This window comes from Cellulosimicrobium cellulans (assembly GCF_016921195.1).
Classification (GTDB): Bacteria; Actinomycetota; Actinomycetes; order Actinomycetales; family Cellulomonadaceae; genus Cellulosimicrobium; species Cellulosimicrobium cellulans_F.
The window spans coordinates 253,565-276,285 of the sequence record NZ_JAFGYF010000006.1; the positions used below are offsets into that span (position 1 = coordinate 253,565).

General features: G+C 72.8%; 18 protein-coding genes and 3 tRNA genes. 9 read left to right on the forward strand and 12 right to left on the reverse strand.

The annotated features are described in order from the left end of the window. Window positions 1-3: 3 nt before the first annotated feature. From JN535_RS14385 to JN535_RS14395, 3 genes are all read right to left on the reverse strand, one after another. Complete coding sequence (locus JN535_RS14385) at window positions 4-1,467, reverse strand: MDR family MFS transporter (RefSeq protein ID WP_307868744.1); 1,464 nt, start codon at window positions 1,465-1,467, stop codon at window positions 4-6. Between the two features lie 129 nt (window positions 1,468-1,596). After that, window positions 1,597-1,669 (reverse strand) — tRNA-Asn (locus JN535_RS14390). A 55-nt stretch (window positions 1,670-1,724) separates the two neighbouring features. Beyond that, window positions 1,725-2,240, reverse strand: a complete 516-nt coding sequence (locus JN535_RS14395) for a hypothetical protein (protein ID WP_205206215.1) — start codon at window positions 2,238-2,240, stop codon at window positions 1,725-1,727. A gap of 58 nt (window positions 2,241-2,298) precedes the next feature. Here JN535_RS14395 and JN535_RS14400 point away from each other — a divergent pair. Continuing rightward, window positions 2,299-2,375, forward strand: a tRNA-Ile gene (locus tag JN535_RS14400). Between the two features lie 77 nt (window positions 2,376-2,452). After that, complete coding sequence (locus tag JN535_RS14405) at window positions 2,453-2,812, forward strand: DUF488 domain-containing protein (RefSeq protein ID WP_205206216.1); 360 nt, start codon at window positions 2,453-2,455, stop codon at window positions 2,810-2,812. Here the strand turns inward: JN535_RS14405 and JN535_RS14410 are convergent. Then, window positions 2,785-3,912: an acyltransferase family protein gene (locus tag JN535_RS14410; RefSeq protein ID WP_205206217.1), complete on the reverse strand. Its 1,128-nt coding sequence runs from the start codon at window positions 3,910-3,912 to the stop codon at window positions 2,785-2,787. The two genes, JN535_RS14405 and JN535_RS14410, sit on opposite strands and share 28 nt — an antisense overlap. 142 nt (window positions 3,913-4,054) lie before the next feature. Here JN535_RS14410 and JN535_RS14415 point away from each other — a divergent pair, with 142 nt between their 5' ends. The 3 genes from JN535_RS14415 (at window position 4,055) to JN535_RS14425 (ending at window position 6,087) form a co-directional block, all read left to right on the forward strand. After that, window positions 4,055-4,861, forward strand: coding sequence for a DUF1206 domain-containing protein (locus JN535_RS14415; protein ID WP_205206218.1), 807 nt, complete (start codon window positions 4,055-4,057; stop codon window positions 4,859-4,861). 68 nt (window positions 4,862-4,929) lie between these two features. Next, entirely contained in the window at window positions 4,930-5,415 is a 486-nt protein-coding gene (gene def, locus JN535_RS14420; RefSeq protein WP_205206219.1) for a peptide deformylase, read from the forward strand. 171 nt (window positions 5,416-5,586) lie between these two features. Then, the gene (locus JN535_RS14425) at window positions 5,587-6,087 is read left to right on the forward strand and encodes a DUF3145 domain-containing protein (protein ID WP_047233028.1); all 501 of its coding nucleotides are present in this window, start codon (window positions 5,587-5,589) and stop codon (window positions 6,085-6,087) included. A 75-nt stretch (window positions 6,088-6,162) separates the two neighbouring features. On the opposite strand, the gene JN535_RS14430 is transcribed toward JN535_RS14425, so the two are convergent. The 6 genes from JN535_RS14430 to JN535_RS14455 all read right to left on the reverse strand — a co-directional run bounded on the left by JN535_RS14430 (window position 6,163) and on the right by JN535_RS14455 (window position 16,765). Further along, window positions 6,163-11,349 carry a choice-of-anchor G family protein gene (locus JN535_RS14430; protein ID WP_205206220.1) on the reverse strand — a complete coding sequence of 1,729 codons (5,187 nt, stop codon included), beginning with the start codon at window positions 11,347-11,349 and terminating at the stop codon, window positions 6,163-6,165. A gap of 326 nt (window positions 11,350-11,675) precedes the next feature. Then, a complete protein-coding gene (locus JN535_RS14435; protein ID WP_205206221.1) occupies window positions 11,676-12,920 on the reverse strand; it encodes a beta-ketoacyl-[acyl-carrier-protein] synthase family protein in 1,245 nt (414 codons plus the stop codon). Window positions 12,921-13,017: 97 nt separating this feature from the next. After that, window positions 13,018-13,266 carry an acyl carrier protein gene (locus tag JN535_RS14440; RefSeq protein ID WP_021482065.1) on the reverse strand — a complete coding sequence of 83 codons (249 nt, stop codon included), beginning with the start codon at window positions 13,264-13,266 and terminating at the stop codon, window positions 13,018-13,020. 163 nt (window positions 13,267-13,429) lie between these two features. Further along, window positions 13,430-14,437 carry a beta-ketoacyl-ACP synthase III gene (locus JN535_RS14445; protein WP_047234689.1) on the reverse strand — a complete coding sequence of 336 codons (1,008 nt, stop codon included), beginning with the start codon at window positions 14,435-14,437 and terminating at the stop codon, window positions 13,430-13,432. Next, on the reverse strand, window positions 14,434-15,435 hold the full coding sequence (locus tag JN535_RS14450; RefSeq protein WP_205206222.1) for an ACP S-malonyltransferase: 1,002 nt from the start codon (window positions 15,433-15,435) through the stop codon (window positions 14,434-14,436). The genes JN535_RS14445 and JN535_RS14450 overlap by 4 nt, the downstream gene beginning before the upstream one ends. 130 nt (window positions 15,436-15,565) lie before the next feature. Continuing rightward, on the reverse strand, window positions 15,566-16,765 hold the full coding sequence (locus JN535_RS14455; protein WP_374100509.1) for a PucR family transcriptional regulator: 1,200 nt from the start codon (window positions 16,763-16,765) through the stop codon (window positions 15,566-15,568). 121 nt (window positions 16,766-16,886) lie between these two features. Between JN535_RS14455 and JN535_RS14460 the strand changes: the two genes are divergently transcribed. After that, a complete protein-coding gene (locus JN535_RS14460; RefSeq protein WP_205206223.1) occupies window positions 16,887-17,573 on the forward strand; it encodes a hypothetical protein in 687 nt (228 codons plus the stop codon). A 127-nt stretch (window positions 17,574-17,700) separates the two neighbouring features. On the opposite strand, the gene aceE is transcribed toward JN535_RS14460, so the two are convergent. Beyond that, window positions 17,701-20,463, reverse strand: a complete 2,763-nt coding sequence (gene aceE, locus JN535_RS14465) for a pyruvate dehydrogenase (acetyl-transferring), homodimeric type (RefSeq protein WP_205206224.1) — start codon at window positions 20,461-20,463, stop codon at window positions 17,701-17,703. A 433-nt stretch (window positions 20,464-20,896) separates the two neighbouring features. On the opposite strand from aceE, the gene JN535_RS14470 reads away from it, so the two are divergent. From JN535_RS14470 to JN535_RS14480, 3 genes are all read left to right on the forward strand, one after another. Beyond that, the gene (locus tag JN535_RS14470) at window positions 20,897-21,310 is read left to right on the forward strand and encodes a DUF3052 domain-containing protein (protein WP_205206225.1); all 414 of its coding nucleotides are present in this window, start codon (window positions 20,897-20,899) and stop codon (window positions 21,308-21,310) included. Then, window positions 21,294-21,797, forward strand: a complete 504-nt coding sequence (locus JN535_RS14475) for a peroxiredoxin (RefSeq protein WP_374100510.1) — start codon at window positions 21,294-21,296, stop codon at window positions 21,795-21,797. Before JN535_RS14470 ends, JN535_RS14475 begins: the two co-directional genes overlap by 17 nt. 52 nt (window positions 21,798-21,849) lie before the next feature. Beyond that, window positions 21,850-21,923 (forward strand) — tRNA-Val (locus JN535_RS14480). A gap of 392 nt (window positions 21,924-22,315) precedes the next feature. Here JN535_RS14480 and JN535_RS14485 read toward each other — a convergent pair. Further along, window positions 22,316-22,721, reverse strand: a 406-nt coding sequence (locus JN535_RS14485) for a hypothetical protein (RefSeq protein ID WP_374100511.1), incomplete at its 5' end; no start/stop codon positions are given.

The window sequence follows — 22,721 nt, forward strand, 5'->3', positions numbered from 1 at the left end:
AGGTCAGCTCCTCGCGCCCGCGGTCGAGGCGGCTGTCGCCGCCCGGCGGTCGCGGGCGGCCTGGCGGTCCGCGGGCATGAGGGCCGCGAGGACGACGAGGACGGCGGCGCTCGCGGCGAGCAGGACGAACACGACGTGGATCGCGGCCATCAGCCCCGGGCCCTCGGGCGTGCCGTCGGGGCCGAGCGTCGTGCGGGCGTTGACGATCGCGCCGCAGACCGCGACGCCCACGGCCGAGCCCAGCGACCGCGCGAACATGTTGGTCCCGGTCACCGCCCCGCGCTCGGTGAAGGCTGCGGACGACTGCGCGGCGATGAGCGTCGGCACGGCGGTCAGGCCCATGCCGACGCCGACGACGAACGTCGTCGCCGCGACCGCCGCCACCGGGGACGTCGCGCCCAGCAGCAGCGTGAGCGAGGTGCCGGCGAGGACGAGCGCAGAGCCGATGACGGCGGTCCAGCGGAAGCCGATCCGCAGGTAGAGACGCCCGGCGTTCGAGGCCGAGACGGGCCAGCCGACCGTCATCGCCGCGAGCGCGAAGCCCGCGACGAGCGGACCGACGCCGAGGACGCCCTGGGCGTAGATCGGGACGTACGTGGACAGGGCGAGGACGATCACGCCGACGAGGAGCGAGACGGCCGTCGAGACCCCGACGACGCGCCGGCGCAGGATCGCGAGGTCGACCACGGGGTAGCGCGTGCGCCGCGCGTGCACCGCGAAGACGCCGAGCAGGAGGACCGCGGCACCCAGGACGGCAACGGACGCGGGGGAGGCCCACGCCCACGTGGACCCGCCCTCGAGCAGCCCGAGCAGCAGCAGCGTGCTGCCGGCGGTGAGGAGCGCGGCGCCGACGTAGTCGATGGGCTCGCGCGCGCCCTCGCGCGGCGACTCGTGGTACCGGCGGTGCAGCATCCACGCGGCCAGCGCGCACAGCGGCACGTTGACGAAGAAGATCCAGCGCCAGCTCACGAACTCGGAGAACACGCCGCCCAGCGTCGGGCCGACGACGGAGGAGATCGCCCACACCGACGCGAGGTAGCCCTGCGCCTTCGCGCGCTCCTCGAGCGTGTAGATGTCCGCGGCGATCGTCTGGGAGACGGGCATGACCGCGCCGGCCCCGAGACCCTGGAGCACGCGCCCGGCGACGAGCGCGGGCATCGACCACGCGAACCCGCACAGCACGGACCCGAGGAAGAACAGGGCGACACCCGCCAGCATGAGGCGCTTGCGGCCGAGGACGTCGGACAGCCTGCCGAACACCGGTGTGCCGACCGCCTGGGCGAGCAGGTAGCTCGAGAACAGCCAGGGGAGCTGTGCGAACCCGCCCAGCTCGCGCGCGATGGTCGCGGACGCGGTCGCGATGATCGTCGCGTCGAGCGCGACGAGGGCGGTCGACAGCATGAGGGCGAGGAGGACTGGGCCGCGCTCCGAGCGCAGGCCGATCCCGGCGGGGGACGTCGTGGTCACGACAGACGCAAGCCCCGGGCAACGGTCGCGTATTCCCGGCGTGCCCCACCGTGACGTTTCGAGGCGGCGGCGGGCCGAGGAAACAGCTCGGCCCCGGACCGCTGTGCGATCCGGGGCCGAACCCGTGGGCTCCCGCGGTAGGACTTGAACCTACGACCGTCCGATTAACAGTCGGATGCTCTGCCAGCTGAGCTACGCGGGATCGATCATGACTGTCACGGCGTTCACCGTGGCGGCCGGGGAAAACTCTAGCAGGCTCAGAGGGGTAGTCCGGACGCCGACCGTACCCGCCCCTCCGCGGCGTCCACGCGGGCCTCGACCTCGGGGTCGGTCAGGTCGAGGCCCGGGTCGGCGACGACCTGCGAGAAGAGCTCGCCGTCGCCGTCCCGCCGCACCGCGACCCGCGCGGTGAGCCCTGCGGCGAACGTCACGGTCTCCGACAGGACCACGGACGACTGCACGCGCTCGCGCAACGTCTGGGCGAGCGACGTGCGGCGCGCGTCGGCGAGCCGGAGGACCAGGGGGGCGGCGCCGTCGACCCAGGAGACCGTGATCGTGGCGGTCTCCGGCGCGTACCCCGCCCGGTCGACGTCCGACCACGGGCGCCGCGCGACGGCCGTTCCCGTCGCGTCGCTCGTGAGGAGCTCGGTGCGCGTCGCGACCGCCCACGAGCCGTCGGTCAGCTCGGCCGAGGCGAGCACGCGGTCGTCCGCCGGGACGTCGAGCGCGCGGCGGACCGGGTCGGGCAGGCTGGGACGGCGGAACCAGGACACGTCCCCACCGTAGCCGCTCCGGGTCGCCCCGCCGGACGGGCGGTATGCTCGCCCGCGCGCCCCGTTAGCTCAGCTGGTCAGAGCAGGAGACTCATAATCTCTCGGTCGCGGGTTCAAGTCCTGCACGGGGCACCACCGGGCCGATCGCCCACGCCCACGTCCGTGCCCACCCTGCGGATGCGGTGCGCGGCGCCGCGCGGTGTCATGGCCCCATGACGGTGCGGATCAAGCGGGTGTACGAGCCGGCCGAGGAGGGCGACGGGTTCCGCGTGCTCGTCGACCGGCTGTGGCCGCGCGGTGAGACCAAGGAGAAGGCGCGCGTCGACCTGTGGCTCAAGGAGGTCGCGCCCTCGACGGAGCTGCGGCGCTGGTTCCACCACGAGGAGCGGCTGTTCGACGAGTTCGCCGAGCGGTACCGGGCCGAGCTCGACGCGAACGGCGAGGTCGTGGGAGAGCTGCGTGCCGTCGTCGGGCAGCATCCCGTGGTGACGCTCGTGTACGGCGCGAAGGACGAGGAGCACAACCAGGCGGTCGTGCTGCGCGACTACCTGGCGGCGACCGCCCCGTCCTGACCGCCGCGCTGGTGGCCGGTCGCGGTCCGCCGACCGGACGGCCCCGGGTCGCGCCGGAGGTCGCGGTCGAGGGCGCGGCGCAGCCGCGGGCCGAGCGGACGTTCGACGGCGCGGTGGATCGCCCAGGCGAGCACCAGGCACACGGCGACGGCCACGGTCAGCGTTGCCGCCCGGGACAGGTACGGGTGCACCGACTCGATCACCCACCGCCCCCACGACGAGTGCACGAGGTACAGCGGGTACGTCAGGGCGCCGAGCGCGGTGAGCCAGCCCCAGGAGACCCGGGCGAGCGGGGTGAGCGTCGCGACGGCGACCATGGCGAAGCACAGGACGATCGCGATCCACCAGACCGTGGGGGAGACGACGACGTCGGTGCTGTTCTCGATGCGGGCGGCCTGGATCCTGCCCGAGACGGCGGCCGCGAGCACCACGTCGAGCGCGAGCGCGAGCCACAGGACCGGAGAGCGGCGCTCCCGCGTGAGGAGGTAGAGCACCATCCCGCCGGCGAAGAGCGGGGCGTCGGGCGCGACGAGGACGGTCGCGACGAGCTCGGAACCCGTCTGCGTGGCGATCGCCCCCGCGACCGGCCACAGCACCACGAACGCGAGCACCCGTGCCCGGGTGAGCCCGACGGCCACGAGCACGCCGAGGAGGACGTAGAACCGCAGCTCCGACCAGAGCGTCCAGTACACGGCCTCCAGGTCGGGGATCCCGAACGCGCGCTGGACCATGGTGAGGTTGGCCGCCGCCTGCGGGAGGTCGACGTCGCGGCGCCCGGGGATCACCAGGACGAGCAGCAGCAGGGTGAGGACGACCGCCGCCCAGTACGCGGGGAACAGCCGGCCGGCGCGCGAGGCGACGAAGCCGCGCACGTCGCGTCCCCACGCGGTCATGAGGATGACGAACCCGGACACGACGAAGAAGAGCTGGACGCCGAACGAGCCGTAGGCGGCGACGCCCTGCGCGCCCGGCAGGGAGTCGCTCGTCCGCTCGCCCCACGCGTGGTGGTTGACGGCGACGAAGTGGTACACGAGCACGGCCGCCGCGGCCGCGAACCGGAGTCCGTCGAGCACGGCGAGGCGTGGTGTCGTCGAGGGCATTCGAGGCACGTTACCAAACCGTGATCTGAGGAACCTGGGAGTGCCTTTCGACGTGCGTGCGGGGCGCAGGGCTGGCACCGTGTCCGGGCCGGAGAACCCGGCGGCGCGCTGGGGGCGGCGACCCGACGACCGAGGAGGTCCTGTGGCACCGAGTTTCAGCTCGACGGGCAAGGCGGCGGCACAGGGCGCACGAGGCAGCAGGACGCTCGAGCTGCTGGCCCGCGCCGGGTACGCGGTGAGCGGTGTGCTCCACCTCGTGGTGGGCGTCCTCGCGGTCCAGGTGGCGACGGGCTCGGCGTCGAGCGCGCAGGCGGACCAGACCGGCGCCCTCACCGCCATCGCGCAGACGCCGGGCGGGACTGCCCTCCTCTGGTTCGCCGTCGTCGCGTTCGCCGCGCTCGCGCTGTGGCAGCTCACCGTGGCGGTGAGCGGCGCCGTCGAGACGTCCGACCGGCTCAAGGCCGCCGGCAAGGCGATCGTCTACCTCGCTCTGGGGGTGCTCGCCGTGCAGGTCGTGAACGGCTCTGCGGGCGGTTCCGGCCAGGAGGAGAGCATGACGGCGACCCTCATGCAGAAACCGGGCGGCGTCCTCCTCGTCGGTGCCGTGGGCGTGGGGATCGTCGCCGCGGGTGTCTACCACGTGGTCAAGGGCTGGCGGAAGACGTTCCTCGAGGACCTCGAGGGCGGCACGCGCGGGAACGTCGGGCGCGCGGTCGTGACGCTCGGGCGGGTGGGCTACGTCGCCAAGGGGATCGCGCTCGGTGTGCTCGGCGCCCTCTTCGTCGTGGCGGCCGTGCAGCACGACCCCGAGCAGGCCGGCGGTCTCGACGCCGCGTTCGCGACCCTCGCGGCGCAGCCGTTCGGCGCGGTGCTGCTCGTCGCCGTCGGGCTCGGCTTCGCCGCGTACGGCCTCTACTCCTTCGCCCGCGCCCGGTACGCCCGTATGTGACGCGGGCCCCAGGCGTGCGGGTCGGCGACCCGGCCGCCCGTCGTCGTGCGCATGGAAGAATGGCGCCCATGGCGATGAGAGAGATCCGGACCATCCCGGACCCCGTGCTCCGCACCCCCTGCGACGAGATCACCACGGTCGACGACCGCGTGCGCTCGCTCGTCGCGGACCTCGTCGAGACCGTCGACCACGAGGGCCGCGCGGGCCTCGCCGCCAACCAGATCGGCGTGAACCTCCGGGCGTTCTCCTGGAACATCGACGACGAGATCGGGTACGTGCTCAACCCGCGCATCGTCGAGCTCTCCGACGACTACCAGGACGGCGACGAGGGCTGCCTCTCGGTCCCCGACCTGTGGTACCCGACGCGGCGGGCCTGGTACGCCCGTGTCGTCGGGACGGACCTCGACGGCAACGAGGTCGTCGTCGAGGGGACCGAGCTCATGGCGCGCTGCCTCCAGCACGAGTGCGACCACCTGGACGGCATGCTCTACCTCGACCGCCTCGACCGCTCCGTGCGCAAGAAGGCGATGCGGGAGCTGCGCGCTCACCTGTGACGACGCGCGTCCCGTGACCGCGGCCGGGCACGCCCGGCGGATCTCTCGCGCGAACGCGCGATGTCGTGCAAGATGGGCACGAGACACGCCGCGACGTACCTGTGACGTGCTGTGACACCACCCTCGGTGAGGACGTTGGGGAAGACGGAACCTCGACCTAGGGAGGCAGACATGGCCGGTGCCATCACCCGCGGTGTTCTTTACGTGCACTCAGCACCGCGTGCTCTGTGCCCGCACATGGAGTGGGCCGCGGGCAACGTCCTCGGCGTGCGCGTGTCGCTCGACTGGACCGAGCAGCCCGCCGCGCGCGGCCTCTACCGGGCCGAGTACTCGTGGCAGGGCCCGCAGGGGACGGGCGCCAAGCTCGCCTCCGCGCTGCGCGGCTGGTCCCACCTGCGCTACGAGGTCACCGAGGAGCCGAGCCACGGGGTCGACGGCGGCCGGTGGTCCCACACGCCCGACCTCGGCATTTTCTACGCCCAGACGGACGTGCACGGCAACATCGTCGTCCCGGAGGACCGCATCCGTGCCGCCCTGGAGCAGGTGAGCGAGCCGTGGGCCATGCGCGACGCCCTGCACCTCGCGCTCGGCAAGGCGTGGGACGACGAGCTCGAGCCGTTCCGCTACGCCGGGGCCGGCGCACCCGTGCGCTGGCTCCACCGCGTCGGCTGACGCCGCGCGTCCGCCCACGACACGACGAGGGCGCCTGCCGGGACCTCCCGGCAGGCGCCCTCGGTCGTGGTGCGCCTAGCTCGTCCGGCGTGCGCGGACCCGGATGCCGGCGCCGACGGCGACCAGCAGGAGCGCCGTGACCAGGAACAGACCCAGGTCGTCGGTACCGGTCCGGGCGAGGTAGCCCGATCCGTTGCCGTTGCCGTTGCCGTTGCCGTTGCCGGTGCTGCTTCCGGAGGTGCCCGAGCCGGAGCCCGAACCGGAGCCGCCCGCGCCGTCGTCGTCGCCCGGGGCGGCGAGGTAGACCTCGAACGACGCGACCGTCGAGTCGCCGACCGTGACGCTCGTCGCCGTACCCGTGTGCGGGCCGACCTCGAAGTCCGCCGGGACGACGAACGTCCAGCTGACCTCACCGCTCGCGTCGGCGATCGCGACCGGCAGGATCAGCGGCTCCGAGTTGATGACCGCCTGGACCGCCTCGCCAGGCTGGAATCCCGACGCGACGAACGTCTGCTCGGCGCCGCGCAGGACGCGGGGCGTCACGAACGACGAGACCAGGGCACGCTCGCCGGCGTCGACGACCGTGAGCGGAGCCTCCGCCTCGTTGCCCCTGTCGTCGGACGCGTGCACGGTGTAGTCGCCGGGTGCCGCGTCCTCGGGAACGGTGATGGGGGTGGTGAAGCTCCCCTCCCCGTCGGTCTCCACGTCGACCGTGGCGACGACGTCGCCGTCCTCGTCCACGAGCTCGACCGTGACCGTGGTGTTCGGCGGCCAGCCCTCGCCGGTCACGGTGACCTCGTCTCCGGGGTTCGCCGTGGTCGGGTCGACCGTGACGGTCGGCTCCGACACCCCGACACCGCCGACGCCGAGCGGGGCTTCCGCCTCGGTGGAGGTGGTGTCGTCGATGCCGACGACGGTGTAGTCGCCCGGGGTGGCGTCCTCGGGGACGGTGATCGGCGTGGTGAAGTTGCCGCTGCCGTCGGTCGGGACGTTCTCGACGGTCTCGATGACGCTGCCGGAGCCGTCGCGGATCTCGACGGTGACGGTGGCGTCGGGGGTGTATCCGGTTCCGTCGACGGTGACCTCGTCACCGGCGTTGGCGGTGGTCGGGTCGACCGTCACGGACGGCGTGAGCGCTGCTGCGGTCACGGTCAGCGGGGTCTCGGCCTCGGTGGAGGTCGTGTCGTCCACCCCGACGACGGTGTAGTCCCCGGGCGTGGTGTCGACGGGGACGGTGATCGGGGTCGTGAAGCTGCCCGTGCCGTCGGTCGGGACGTCGCTCAGGCTGGCGACGACGGTTCCGGTGGTGTGCCGCACCTCGACGGTCACGGTGGCGTCGGGCGTGTAGCCGGTGCCCGTGACGTTCGTCACGGTGCCCGCGGGGACGGTGGTCGGGTCGACGGTCACCGCGGGGGTGATGGCTGCCGCCTCGATGGTGAGCGGGGTCTCGGCCTCGGTGGAGGTGGTGTCGTCGATGCCGACGACGGTGTAGTCGCCGGGGGCGGTGCCGGCCGGGACGGTGACCGGGGTGGTGAACCCGCCCTCACTGTCGGTGGGGACGTTCTCGACCGTGGCGATCACGGTGCCGGAGCCGTCGCGGATCTCGACGGTGACGGTGGCGTCGGGCGTGTAGCCCGTGCCGTCGACGGTGACCTCGTCGCCGGGGTTGGCGGTGGTCGGGTCGACCGTGATGGCCGGCTCGATGGCAGCTGCCTCGACGGTCAGCGGGATCTCCGCCTCGGTCGCGGTGGTGTCGTCGATGCCGACGACGACGTAGTCACCGGGCGTCGTGTCGACAGGGACGGTGATCGGCGTGGTGAAGCCGCCCTCGCCGTCCGTGGCGACGTCGCTCAGGCTGGTGACGACGGTTCCGGTGGGGTGCCGCACCTCGACGGTCACGGTGGCGTCGGGCGTGTAGCCGGTGCCCGTGACGTTTGTCGCGGTGCCCGCGGGGACGGTGGTCGGGTCGACGGTCACCGCGGGGGTGATGGCTGCCGCCTCGATGGTGAGCGGGGTCTCGGCCTCGGTGGAGGTGGTGTCGTCGATGCCGACGACCGTGTAGTCGCCCGAGGTGGCGTCCTCGGGGACGGTGATCGGCGTGGTGAAGCTCCCGTCGCCGTCGGTGGGAACACCCTCGACGGTCTCGATCACGGTGCCGGAGTCGTCGCGGATCTCGACGGTGACGGTGGCGTCGGGCGTGTAGCCCGTGCCGTCGACGGTGACCTCGTCGCCGGGGTTGGCGGTGGTCGGGTCGACCGTGATGGCCGGCTCGATGGCAGCTGCCTCGACGGTCAGCGGGATCTCCGCCTCGGTCGCGGTGGTGTCGTCGATGCCGACGACGACGTAGTCACCGGGCGTCGTGTCGACAGGGACGGTGATCGGCGTGGTGAAGCCGCCCTCGCCGTCCGTGGCGACGTCGCTCAGGCTGGTGACGACGGTTCCGGTGGGGTGCCGCACCTCGACGGTCACGGTGGCGTCGGGCGTGTAGCCGGTGCCCGTGACGTTTGTCGCGGTGCCCGCGGGGACGGTGGTCGGGTCGACGGTCACCGCGGGGGTGATGGCTGCCGCCTCGATGGTGAGCGGGGTCTCGGCCTCGGTGGAGGTGGTGTCGTCGATGCCGACGACGGTGTAGTCGCCGGGGGCGGTGCCCGCGGGGACGGTGATCGGCGTGGTGAACCCGCCCTCACTGTCGGTGGGGACGTTCTGGACGGTCTCGATGACGGTGCCGGAGTCGTCGCGGATCTCGACGGTGACGGTGGCGTCGGGCGTGTAGCCCGTGCCGTCGACGGTCACCTCGTCGCCGGGGTTCGCGGTGGTCGGGTCGACCGTCACGGACGGCGTGAGCGCTGCCGCGGTCACGGTGAGCGGGGTCTCGGCCTCGGTGGTGGTGGTGTCGTCGATGCCGACGACGGTGTAGTCGCCGGGGGTCGTGTCGACGGGGACGGTGATGGGCGTGGTGAAGCCGCCCTCGCCGTCGGTACCGACGTCCGTCAGCGTCGCGATGACCGTCCCGGTCGTGTCCCGCACCTCGACCGTGACCGTCGAGTCCGGGGTGTAGCCCGTGCCGGTGACGGTGGTCGCGGTGCCCGCGGGGACGGTGGTCGGGTCGACGGTCACCGCGGGGGTGATGGCTGCCGCCTCGATGGTGAGGGGTGTCTCGGCCTCGGTGGAGGTGGTGTCGTCGATGCCGACGACGGTGTAGTCGCCGGGGGCGGTGCCCGCGGGGACGGTGATCGGGGTGGTGAACCCGCCCTCACTGTCGGTGGGGACGTTCTGGACGGTCTCGATGACGGTGCCGGAGTCGTCGCGGATCTCGACGGTGACGGTGGCGTCGGGCGTGTAGCCCGTGCCGTCGACGGTCACCTCGTCGCCGGGGTTGGCGGTGGTCGGGTCGACCGTCACGGACGGCGTGAGCGCTGCCGCGGTCACGGTGAGCGGGGTCTCGGCCTCGGTGGTGGTGGTGTCGTCGATGCCGACGACGGTGTAGTCGCCGGGGGTCGTGTCGACGGGGACGGTGATGGGCGTGGTGAAGCCGCCCTCGCCGTCGGTCGGGACGTCGGTGAGGGTGGCGACCACGGTGCCTTCGCCGTTGCGGACCTCGACCGTCAGGGTGGCGTCGGGGGTGTAGCCGGTGCCGGTGACGTTCGTCGCGGTGCCCGCGGGGACGGTGGTCGGGTCGACGGTCACTGCCGGGGTGATCGCCGCGACCCTCGAGCCGCGGACGGTCGCCGAGGCGAGGTGGAGCTCCGCGAGGCCCGTACCCGTGCCGACCTCGAGGATCGACAGGGTCAGCGCCCGCTGGGTGAACGTGGCGTCGGCGACGGACGGCTCGGGCTCCTGGACGTTGACGACGAGGCTCACGACCTCCGTGAGGACCTCGAAGACCGGCGAGAGCGCCGTGAGGACGGGACCGGTGACCTGTGACGTGATCGTCCCGGCGAGCGTGCTCACCAGACCGGTCCCGTCGGCGAAGAGCACGGAATTGAGCGGACCCGCCAGAGCGTTGACGAGGTCGCCCAGCGGCAGCGTGAGCGGCAGGCCGGAGAGCGCGATGGTGATGGTGGCGTCGGCGGGGTCGACCGTCCCGTCGACCACGTCGCCGACGGTCGTGTCGAGGTCGATGTTCAGGTTCAGGAGGTCCGGTGCGAGGGGGATCGGGTTGTCGACGACGGCCTCCACCGAGAGCGTCAGGCTCGCGGCGTGCAGGGCTGTGTCGACGGCTCCGACGAGCGCGGTCGTGAGGTCGTCGAGCGCCGCGCCGAGCCCGTCGAGGATCGCGTTGATCGCGGCGTCGTCCAGGACCTCGGTGTTGGGGTCGAACCCGTTGAGCGACCCGGTGCCGCCGAGGATCGTGTCGAGGTCGACCGTGACGGTCCCGTCGCCGACGTTGATCACGACCCCCTCGTCACCGAAGTCCTGGTCGAGCACGGGCGCCAGCGCGCTGTCGAGGTCGACGTCGAGCGCGACGGTCGGTTCGAGGTCGGCGCCGAGGATGGTCAGCACCTGGGCGAGTGCTCCGATCCCGTTCAGCGCCTGGGCAAGCAGGCCGTCGGTCCCGACGAGCTGGTCGACGGCGCCGTCCACGAGTGGGACGACCTCGTCGTCGACCGCCGTGGCGATGCCCGAGACGGCCGGGCTGTCGAGGGTGAGGGTCGCGCCGGCGATCTGGTAGTCCCCGGTCGGCGCGGCCCCCCCGGTCGCCTCCGCCGTCGCGGACAGCGCGCCGAGCGAGAGGTCGAGGTCCGCGACGACCGACTCGAAGCCGGGGCCGAGGAGCTGCGTGAGATTGAGCTGCGCGTCGGACGGGAACTCCTCGCTGCCGCCGACGGAGATCGCGCCCTGGTCCGAGACGGCGCCGGACGCGGCGCGCGCCGAGCCGTCGTCGTTCGCCTCGCCGTACTGGTTGACCGCACCGAGCTGCAGGATCCCGTTCGGTCCGAACAGCTGGAGCGTGCCCGTCAGGTCGATCCCGAGGGACTGGAAGACCGTGGCCGCCAGGGGGTTCGTGACGACCGGGTGCTCCCCGGACGGGTTCTCGGCGACGGCTCCTTCGAGCGCCGCGATCGTCGCGAGGTCGAGCCCCGCGACCGTGCCGGTGAGGAACTGCCCGCTGCCCTCCGAGTCGTCGGTGGGAGCCGCCGTCGCGGCGATCCCTCCCGCGAAGGTCAGAGCGCCGAGCATGCCCCCGACGGCGGCGAGCGCCGTCGCTCGTCGCCAGCGGGGTGGTGCCTGGGTGGAGAGGTGTCTCGCCGTTCGGGTCACGTGCCCTGTCCTTCCGCTCGCCTGCCTCGAGGTCGCGTCGTGGCTGGAGCCACGCCACGTCCACAGGGTCGGCGACGGCAGAGGAGGGCGCTCGGCGGGTGACGAGGGGTGCGGGGTGAAACCTGACGAGGCCCGGTCAGCTCATGGACTGCGTCCCGCTTTAGGTACAGAAGTCCGGACAATACGGATGGGTGAAATCAGAACGATCTGGACGAGCGTCCATCTCAGGATTCGAGACTTCGGCGTCCGGGACGTCCGACCCCGACGCACGAGAGCCCCGGGACGACGGCTGAGCAGCCGACGGCCCGGGGCTCCCGGAAGGCCGGTCAGACGCTCGCGACCGCGAGCGCGACGTTGTGGCCGCCGAAGCCGAACGAGTTGTTCACCGCGACGATGTCGCCCTCGGGCAGCGGAGCCGGGGCGTCGCGCACGAGCGGCACCTGGAGCTCCGGGTCCGGGTTCGTGACGTTGATCGTCGGGGGAGCGAGGCGCTCGGCGACCGCCTTGATCGTGAAGATCGACTCCAGCGCGCCCGCGCCACCGAGGAGGTGGCCCGTCATCGACTTCGTCGCGGAGAGCAGCACGTGGTCCGTGTCGGAGCCAAGGAGGGAGCGGATCGAACGGGTCTCGGTGAGGTCGCCCACCTTGGTCGACGTCGCGTGCGCGTTGACGTGCACGACGTCGCGGCCGGTCACCCCGGCCTCTTCGATCGCCCGGCGCATCGCGGCGACCTGGCCGCGGCCGTCCGGGTCCGGGGAGGTGATGTGGTACGCGTCGGCGGAGAGGCCGACGCCGGCGAGCCGCGCGTACACGCGCGCGCCGCGCGCCGCGGCGTGCTCGGCGCTCTCCAGGACGACGACGCCCGAGCCCTCGCCGATGACGAAGCCGTCGCGGTCGACGTCGTACGGGCGCGACGCGCCCTGCGGGTCGTCGTTGCGCAGCGAGAGCGTGCGCGACGCGGCGAAGGCCGCCATCGGCATGGGGTGGATCGTCGCCTCGGTCCCGCCCGCGACGACGACGTCGGCGCGGCCCGCGCGGATCATGTCGACGCCGTAGCCGATCGCCTCGGCGCCGGACGCGCACGCGGAGACGAGGGCGTGGGCGCCCGCGCGGGCACCGAGCTCGAGCGACACGTACGCGGTGGGGGAGTTCGGCATGAGCATGGGCACGGTCATGGGCAGCATGCGCCGCGCGCCGCGCTCCCGCAGCGTGTCCCAGCCGTCGAGCGTGGTCCAGATGCCGCCGATGCCGGACGACACGACCGTGCCGAGCCGATCGCCGTCGACCTCGGGGCTGCCCGCGTCTGCCCACGCCTCGCGCGCGGCGATGATCGCGTACTGCGTGGAGGGGTCCATGCGCTTGATCTCGGGGCGAGCGAGGACCTCGGCCGGGTCGACCTTGATCGTCGCGGCGAACGTCACCGGGATCTCGTAGCGCTCCGCCCAGTCGTTCTCGAGCGTGCGCGCGCCGGACTCGCCGGCCAGTGCCGCGGCCCAGGTGGAGGGCACGTCGCCACCGAGCGGCGTGGTGGCGCCGAGGCCGGTGACGACGACTTCAGTAGCGGCGGACATGGTGCTCCTCGGGGGTTGCGGCGGGGGCGGGAGGACGGGCGGGCCGGCGTGGGTGACGTCGGCCCGCCCGCAGGCCTGCGGGGCAGGCGGGGCGTGCTCAGGCCTGGGCGCCCGTGATGAAGGACACGGCGTCGCCGACCGTCGTGAGGTTCTTGACCTCGTCGTCCGGGATGCGGACCCCGAACTTGTCCTCGGCGTGCGTGACGATCGTCATCATCGACAGCGAGTCGATGTCGAGGTCGTCGGTGAACGACTTCTCGAGCGCGACGGCGTCGGTCGGCAGACCCGTCTCCTCGGCGACGATCTCCGCGAGGCCGGCGAGGACTTCCTGCTCGGTGTAGGCCATGGTTTCTCCTTGTCGTGGGGCCGGCGGCGACCGGTCCCGGTGGCGGTGCCCGGTGGGTGTCCCGGGCGGTACAGCAGTAGACGGTGCGTGCGACGGACGGGTCCGCCGACGGCGCGGGTCCTCCCGCGTGGGAGGGCGGCCGTCCGTCCAGGGTGATTCTCCCCTACGGCAGGACGACCACCTGCGCCGCGTAGACGAGCCCGGCGCCGAACCCGATCTGGAGCGCGAGGTCGCCGGAGCGGACCTGGCCCTCGTCGAGCAGACGCCGCGTGGCGAGGGGGATCGACGCGGCCGACGTGTTGCCGGTCTCCGCGATGTCGCGGGCCACCGCGACGGTGTCGGGGAGCTGGAGCTGCTTGATCATCTGGTCGATGATGCGCATGTTCGCCTGGTGCGGGACGAACGCGCCGATGTCGCCGGGGGCGACCCCGGCCTCGGCCATGGCCTTGGCCGCGACGGGCGCCATCTGGAACGCGGCCCACTTGAACACGCTCTGGCCGTCCTGGCGCAGCGTGGGCCAGCCGAGCGAGGGGTCCTCACGCAGGTCCGACCAGGCGTGCGTCTGGCGGATCGCCTGGGCCTTGCCGCCGTCGGACCCCCACACCGTGGGACCGATGCCGGGGGTGTCCGACGGGCCGACGATCGCGGCGCCCGCGCCGTCGCCCAGGAGGAACGAGATCGACCGGTCCGTCGGGTCGATGAAGTCGCTCATCTTCTCGGCGCCGACGACGAGCACGTGCGTCGCGATGCCGGCGCGCACGAGCGCGTCGGCCTGCGCGATCGCGTAGGCGTACCCGGCGCAGGCGGCGGACACGTCGAACGCGGCAGCGGGCGTGGCGCCCAGCCGCTCGGCGAGCACCGCGGCGGCGGCGGGGGTCTGGTGGAAGTACGTGACCGTCGAGACGATGACGGCGTCGACGTCGGCACCCTGGAGCCCGGCACGGGCGAGCGCGTCGCGCGCCGCCGCCTCGGACAGGTCGAGCACGTCGACGTCCGCGCCGGCGCGGCGGCGCGTGACGATCCCGGTGCGCTGGCGGATCCACTCGTCTGACGAGTCGATCGGGCCCGCGATGTCGTCGTTCGTCACGACGTTCTCGCCCCGCACACCGCCGATCGCGAGGATCCGCGAGTGCGCCGGGCCGGTGGCCTGGCGCAGCGTCACGCCGCTCACGCGTCGTCCCCGGCGGGGACGGAGGCCGTCGCCGCGCCACCGACGACGGAGTGACGCGCGACGAGGTCGCGCGCCGCCGCGACGTCGTCCGGCGACTTCACGGCCACCGACTCCACGCCCTTGAGCGTGCGGCGCGCGAGGCCCGTGAGGACGCCGCCGGGCGCGAGCTCGAGGATGGCGGTGACGCCGAGCTCCGCGAGCGTCTCCTGGCACAGGTCCCAGCGCACGGGCGCGGCGATCTGCGCGGTGAGGCGCCGGACGACGTCGCGCGCCTTGCCGAACGTGCTGCCCTCGATGTCGATCGTCCCGTACGACTCGCCGTCGGCGTTCGAGAGGAACGGCAGGCGCGGGTCGGCGACGTCCCACGACGCGGCCACGGGCTCGAACTCCTCGAGCGCCGGCTGCATGAACGGCGTGTGGAACGCGCCGGCGACCTGGAGCGGGATGACACGCGCCTTGGCGGGCGGGTTCTCGGCGAGGGCCGCGAGGTGGTCGAGCGCCCCCGCGGCGACGACCTGACCGCCGCCGTTGACGTTGGCTGGCCACAGGTGCGCTGCCTCGATCGCGGTGAGGACCTCCTCAGGGTCGCCCCCGACGACGGCGCTCATGCCCGTGGGCGTAGCCGCGGCGGCCGCGGCCATGGCGCGCGCCCGGTGCGCGACGAGCCCGACGGCGCCGACGTCGGTCAGCGCGCCCGCGACCGCGGCGGCGGCGAGCTCGCCGACCGAGTGGCCGGCCGTCACGTCGACGACGTCCGCGGTGTCGCGGCCGTCGAGGATCGTGCGCAGCGCGACCAGGGAGGAGGCGACGATGAGCGGCTGGGCGACCGCCGTGTCACGGACCGTGTCGGCGTCGGACTCCGTCCCGTGGGCCCGCAGGTCGAGGCTCGCGGCCTCGCCGAACGCGGCGACCTGGTCGGCGACGCCGGGCAGCTCGAGCCAGGGGGCGAGCATTCCGGGGGACTGGGAGCCCTGTCCAGGGCACAAGACGGCGAGCACCCGTCAACTGTGCCAACCCGGGGGTTCCGCACCACGTCACGACCCGCACCAACCTTGCAGAGGGGGATTGTGCCGAACCTACAAGGGTGCGGCGGTCCGGTGCGACCGCCGCTGCCGGCGCGAGGCGCGCTCAGCGCACCGTCGAGAGCTGGCCGAGCGCGAGCGCGACCTGGAGGACGAACGACTCGCGCGCGTCGAGAGGGTCCCAGCCGGTGATCTCGGAGACCTTGCGCAGGCGGTACCGCACGGTGTTCGGGTGCACGTACAGCGATCGCGCGGCCGCCTCGAGCGACCGGCCCGTGCCGAGGTAGGCCGACAACGTCTCGAGCACGGAGCCCGTCGCCTCCGCGAGCGGCCGGTAAGCCTGCGCGACGAGCGTGCGGCGCGCGGTCGTGTCGCCCGTGAGCACGCGCTCGGGGAGCAGGTCGTCCGCGAGGACCGGGCGCGGTGCCTGCGGCCAGGCGGGGGCGGCCCGCAGGCCGGCGAGCGCGGCCTGGGCCGAGCGTGCGGCCTCCTCCAGCCCGGGGACCGTCGGCCCGATGACGACCGGACCGGGCCCGAAGCGCGGCAGGAGCGACGCCGCGGCGGCCTGGAGGTCGCCCTCCCCGCCGAGCACGAGGACGAGCCGGTCGCCGTGGATGCCCACGAGCGCGTCCCCCGCCGCGCGCCGCGTCGCGCGGCGCAGCTCCGCCGTGCGCACCTCGTCGAGCGTCGCGGCGATGGTCCCGGCCATCACCAGGGTCGAGCCGTGGCCACCCCAGCCGAGCGCCGAGACGCGCGAGCGCAGCGAGTCGTCGCCGTCGCCGCGGATCAGGGCGTCGACGACGAGCGCCTCCAGGCGCGCGTCCCACGCGCCGCGCACCTCCGCGGCCCGCGCGTAGACCTCGGCCGCGGAGAACGCGACCTCGCGCGAGTAGCGCAGGACCGCTTCGCGCAGGTCGCGCTCGCCCCCCGGGGCGGCGAGCTGGTCGGAGTACGCCTCGACGACCTCGACGACGATGCGCACGAGCTGGAGCGTGTTCTGGAGCGAGATCGAGCGGGTCAGCTCCGGCGGGGCCGCCGCGAAGATGTCGCTCACCCCGTGCGGCGGTGCCAGCGGGTCCGCGTACCAGGTGACGAACGCGGTGATGCCGGACTGTGCCACGAGACCGACGTACGAGCGGTCCTCGGCCGGCAGCTCGCGGTACCACGGGATCTCGTCGTCGAGGCGTCGCAGGGCGGCCGACATGAGCAGACCGCTCCCGTCGCGCAGGCGCTGGAGGTTGTCCGCGTTGCCCGTCGGGCCGCTCGGGGCCGACGCGCTCGCCGGGGTCCTGGGGGTGGCCGTCACGCGCCGAGCATACGGGCCGCGCTTGTGGACAGTCCACAAAGGTGCCCGTCGTGCGCGAGGCGTGAGAGCGGCGAGGCCGGGCCGCTGGGTGAGCGTCCGGACGACCCGCTAGGGTCGGGACATGGCCCTCATGCCCCGACTACGACAGCTCATGCGTCGGCCGACGTCCGCGTCGACCGTCGGCACGCGCCGCCCGCGGTCCGGGGAGAAGCGCGGGGACACGGTCCACGAGGACGCCCTGCGGGCGATGCTCGTCGACGACCCCAACGACGAGCGCGCCTTCCGTGCGCTCGCGGAGCTGGTCCGGCGCCGCGCCGCCGAGGGCCCGGCCACCGACGACCCGCTCGCCGCGCCCGTCGACGAGACGGAGAAGCAGCGCGCCGCCGACCTGGCGGTCTGGGCGCTCGCGGAGGAGCTCGCCGGGCATCCCAAGGGGTGGTACCCCCTGGTCGAGCTCGGACGCCTGTCGCTCGAGGACGACCAGGAGGCCGCGCTGCGCCGGTTCGCGACGGCCGCCGAGCGCGACCCGTCGGGCCGCGGGCTCGCGCAGTCGATGGAGGTGCTGCGCACGGCCGGCCTGCCGGTCGAGGCCCTGGGCCTGGGCGTCGGGCACTGGCGCGCGCGGGATCACGTGCCGGAGGTCGGTCGCCAGCTCGTCCTGGCGGCGATCGAGGCCGACCGGCCGCTCGAGGCACGGCACCACCTCGCGTCGCTGGTCGAGTACGGCGACCCGGAGGGCGTGGCCGCCCTGCGCGCCGACCTCGAGCGCGCCGTCGCGCAGGCCGAGCAGCACCGCGCCGGGACCTGACCGCCCGCCCGGGCGAGGACGCGGTGGGACCGCTGGGTGCGCCGTCGGGCCGCCCACCTGCCCGCACGACGACGGCCGGTCACCCCGCGGGGCGACCGGCCGTCGTCGTGCTACCGGGCGGAGGCCGTCAGGACTCGCCGCCGGCGTTGCCGGACGTGCCGGCGGTGACGTCCATGAGGCGGTACTTCTCGATCGCCTGGGCGGACGCGTCCGCGGAGACCTTGCCCTGCTTGGCGAGCGCCTGCAGCGTGCGCACGACGACGGACGGACCGTCGATCTTGAAGTGCCGGCGGGCCGCCGCGCGCGTGTCCGAGAACCCGAAGCCGTCGGCGCCGAGCACCTCGTAGTCGCCCGGGACCCACTTGCGGATCTGGTCGGGCACGAGGTGGTCGTAGTCGCTCGTCGCGACGAACGGCCCCTCGGCACCGGACAACTTCGCGGTGACGTACGGGACGCGCGGCTCGGCGGACGGGTCGAGGAACGCGGCCTGGTCGGCGGCGAGGCCGTCGCGGCGCAGCTCGTTCCAGCTCGTCACGCTCCACACGTCGGCCGCCACGCCCCAGTCGTCGTGGAGGAGCTGCTGCGCCTCCAGCGCCCACGGGACGCCCACGCCCGAGGCGAGGATCTGGGCACGCGGCCCGTCGCCGTCACCGACGGAGATGCGGTGGATGCCCTTGAGGATGCCCTCGACGTCCACGTCCTCCGGCTCGGCCGGCTGGACCATCGGCTCGTTGTACACCGTGAGGTAGTACATGACGTTCTGGTCGCGCCCGTCCGCGCCGACGCCGTGCTCGCCGGGGCCGAACATGCGCTCGATGCCGTCGCGCACGATGTGGCGGATCTCGTAGCCGTACGCCGGGTCGTACTGGACGATCGCGGTGTTCGTGCCGGCGAGGAGCGGCGAGTGGCCGTCGGCGTGCTGCAGGCCCTCGCCGGTCAGCGTCGTGCGGCCGGCGGTCGCCCCGATGATGAAGCCGCGCGTGAGCTGGTCGCCCGCCGCCCAGAACTGGTCGCCGGTGCGCTGGAAGCCGAACATCGAGTAGAAGATGTAGAACGGCACCATGATCTCGCCCTGCGTGGCGTAGGACGTGCCGACCGACTGGAACGCGGCCGCGGAGCCGGCCTCGTTGATGCCGGTGTGCATGATCTGGCCGGCCTCGGACTCCTTGTAGCTCAGCATGAGCTCGCGGTCCACGGCGAGGTAGTGCTGGCCCTGGGTGTTGAAGATCTTCGCCGACGGGAAGATCGAGTCCAGGCCGAACGTGCGCGCCTCGTCCGGGATGATCGGGACGATGCGCTTGCCGAACTCCTTGTCCTTGATGAGGTCCTTGAGGAGCCGGACGAAGGCCATCGTGGAGGCGATCTCCTGCTGGCCCGAGCCCTTCTTGAGGATCTCGTAGGCCTTCTCGCCCGGGAGGGTGACCGGCTTGGGCGACGAGCGGCGCTCGGGGACGAACCCGCCCAGCTGCCGACGACGGTCCAGGAGGTACTGGATCTCCGGGGCGTCGGGGCCCGGGTGGTAGTACGGCGGCTCGTACGGGTTGGCGTCGAGCTCCTCGTCCGTGATCGGGATGCGCAGCGAGTCGCGCAGCGCCTTGAGGTCCGCGAGCCCGACCTTCTTCATCTGGTGCGTCGCGTTGCGGCCCGCGAACGACGGGCCGAGCGCGTAGCCCTTGACCGTGTGCGCGAGGATGACGGTCGGCTGGCCCGTGTGGGCGCGTGCCGCCGCGTAGGCCGCGTAGATCTTGCGGTAGTCGTGGCCGCCGCGCTTGAGGTTCCAGATGTCGTCGTCCGTCATGTTCTCGACGAGCGCCTTGGTCCGGGGGTCCCGGCCGAAGAAGTGCTCGCGGATGAACGCGCCGGACTCCGCGCGGTACGTCTGGTAGTCGCCGTCGGGCGTGACGTTCATGAGGTTGACCAGGGCGCGGTCCTTGTCCGCGTTGAGCAGGACGTCCCACTCGCGGCCCCAGATGACCTTGATGACGTTCCAGCCCGCGCCGCGGAACTGCGCCTCGAGCTCCTGGATGATCTTGCCGTTGCCGCGCACCGGGCCGTCGAGGCGCTGCAGGTTGCAGTTCACGACGAACGTCAGGTTGTCGAGCTGCTGCTGCGCCGCGAGCTGGAGCATGCCGCGCGACTCCGGCTCGTCCATCTCGCCGTCGCCCAGGAACGCCCACACGTCCTGCTGGTCCGTGTCGCGGATGCCGCGGTTGTGCAGGTACTTGTCCGTCCACGCCTGGTAGATGGCGCTCGCCGGGCCGAGACCCATGGAGACCGTGGGGTACTCCCAGAAGTCGGGCATGAGGCGCGGGTGCGGGTAGGACGGCAGTCCGCCGCCTGGGTGGGACTTCTCCTGGCGGAACCCGTCGAGCTGGTCTGCCGAGAGGCGTCCCTCGAGGAACGCGCGCGCGTACACGCCGGGGGAGGCATGACCCTGGAAGTAGACCTGGTCGCCGCCGCCGGGGTGGTCCTTGCCGCGGAAGAAGTGGTTGAGGCCCACCTCGTACAGCGTCGCGACCGACGCGTAGGAGGAGATGTGGCCGCCGACGCCGATGCCGGGGCGCTGCGCGCGCGTCACCATGACGGCGGCGTTCCAGCGGATCCACGAGCGGTAGCGGCGCTCGAGCGCCTCGTCGCCGGGGAAGTAGGGCTCCTCGTGCACACCGATCGTGTTCACGTAGGGGGTGGTCAGCGAGGTCGGGACGGCGACGTTGCGCTCCCGGGCCCTCTTGAGCAGGTTCAGCAGGACGTAGCGGGCGCGCGGGCCCCCGCGGTCGTCGATCAGGCCGTCGAGGGCCTCGACCCACTCGCCGGTCTCGGCGGGGTCGAAGTCCGGAACCTGGCTGAGCAGACCGTTGATCAGCGGTCCGGTCTCGTCGTACGAAGCCACCAGCAACCTCATATCTCGTCGGATGCCGGGCGCACGGCCGCGCGGTACACGGCCGACACCCGTCTTGGGGCCACTCCGGGCACGCGGCCGCGGCCGCTGGTGGCGACCGCGCCTCTTCACGAGACCAGGGTGGTCTACCCATTGTGTTCACAACGCGCGCGTAAGTCACACCATCGAGTGGTCAAGACGGCGTGATTTCGGCGACACGAACCGGAGGGGAGGCGTCGCGACGTCGCGCGGCTGCGGTGCCCGACGGCGGGCCGGTCACCACGCGCGGGATCGGGTGTCCGTGGCGGGCACCTTGCCAAGCAACGGATCCTCCGGTGGGCTACCTTTGCCAGACACGGCAGGTCGTCGTGCGCGCGGGCGTCCGCCCGCGCGCGGGGCCGCCCGCCGCACGGACGGACAGGACGAGGAAAGGAACGGCACGACAGTGACCGACACCGCAGGGCCCAGCGGGGCGGACCGCTTGGGGTTCGCGCCCGGCAACGTGGTGCAGGAGTTCGGCTGGTCGGAGGACGTCGACGACGACCTGCGCGGCGAGCTCGAGGAGCTCGTCGGCGGCGAGCTCGTCGACGAGGACTACGACGACGTCACGGACGGCGTGATCGTGTGGTTCCGCGAGGACGACGGCGACCTGACGGACCTGCTCGTGGACGTCCAGACCGTGCTCGACGACGGCGGCCTCATCTGGGTGCTCACGCCCAAGCCGGGCCGGCCGGGCCACGTGGGCCACAACGACATCCAGGAGGCCGCGACCACGGCCGGGCTGCACGCGACGAGCACGTTCGCCATTGCGCCCGACTGGTCCGCGACGAAGCTCGGGACCCGTGGCCGCGGTCGCTGACGGCGCGAGCGCACCGTCCGTCCGGGGTGTGGCGCGTCCGGGGCCGGGGGACCCGGCGCCCGACTTCACGCTGCCCGACACCCACGGGACGCCGGTGCACCTCGCCGACCTGCGCGGCGGGCCGGTGCTCCTCGTGTTCTACCCGTTCGCGTTCTCCGGCATCTGCACGGGCGAGCTGTGCGAGCTGCGGGACAACCTCGAGGACTTCGAGGCCGCCGGCGTGACGCTGCTGGGCGTCTCGTGCGACTCGGTGTTCGCGCAGAAGGCGTGGGCGGCCCAAGAGGGCTTCGAGTTCGACCTCCTCTCCGACTTCTGGCCCCACGGCGACGTCGCCCGGGCCTACGGCGTGCTGGACGAGGAGAACGGCCTCGCGCTGCGCGGCTCGTTCCTGCTCGACGCCGACGGGATCGTGCGCTGGTCCGTCGTCAACCCGCGCGGGCAGCGCCGCGACCTCGACGGCTACCGGCGGGCGCTCGAACAGCTCTGACGCGTGGCCGGTGGCAGGGGGCCGACCCGGTAGGCTGTGCTCCGCTGTTCCAGGGCCTGTAGCTCAGTTGGTTAGAGCGCCACGCTTACACCGTGGATGTCGGGGGTTCGAGTCCCTCCGGGCCCACCGTTTGTCGTTTTCACCTGCACCTTCGCTGACCGGAGTCGTGGAAAGTGCCGGACCGAGATGTGGAGAGGGCAGGGGCTCGATCACGTCGTGGGTCGACGGCGACAACTCGGGAACTTCCAAGCCGCGTTGGCCGGTGCGTTCGGCGAAGAGATAGAGATCTGCTGTGCGCCGGTCCTTCGAGTTAAGACTCCCCGAACCCGTAGGTGTACTCGCCGGTGTCCCAGTTCATCGTGGCGTGGTAGTAGTACCCCGACATGGTCCCGTCGCCGTTGTCCTCAGTGGCAACGAGCAGTTGAATTGGGTCGTGGTCTGTAGGAGATCGTCGATCGAACCGCCCGCGACCGGGGAGCACGTGACATCGAGGATCGGGCCGTCGAACAGGGCGTCGGTCACGTGACCTCGGCCATCGACTTCACGGACCCCTCGATCTCGTCGACCGATGTCCCGCGTTGTGCCCGTTCAGCGTCGTCGGCGGCTCTCTGAGCGGCCTCAGCTTCGGCTGCTGCAGCCTCCGCGGCAGCTTCCTCTTCAGCCTTCTGTTCGGCTGCCGCCTCGGCAGCTCGCTCGGACGCACGCTCGTTCGCAGCATTGACAGCGAGCGCGGCTCCGCCGCCTCCAAGGATGAGGAGGCCGACGATGGCGCCGATGACAACTGCGTTCTTCTTTCCGCGACGCGGGCTTGCCATTGGGCCGACCGCTAGATGTACTGACCGGGCACGTTGGTCGAGAGAGTGTGACGCGCTGATCTGAGTTGGTAGCGCGAGAGGGCCTCCCGCGGTGGAGTGGAACTGCCTA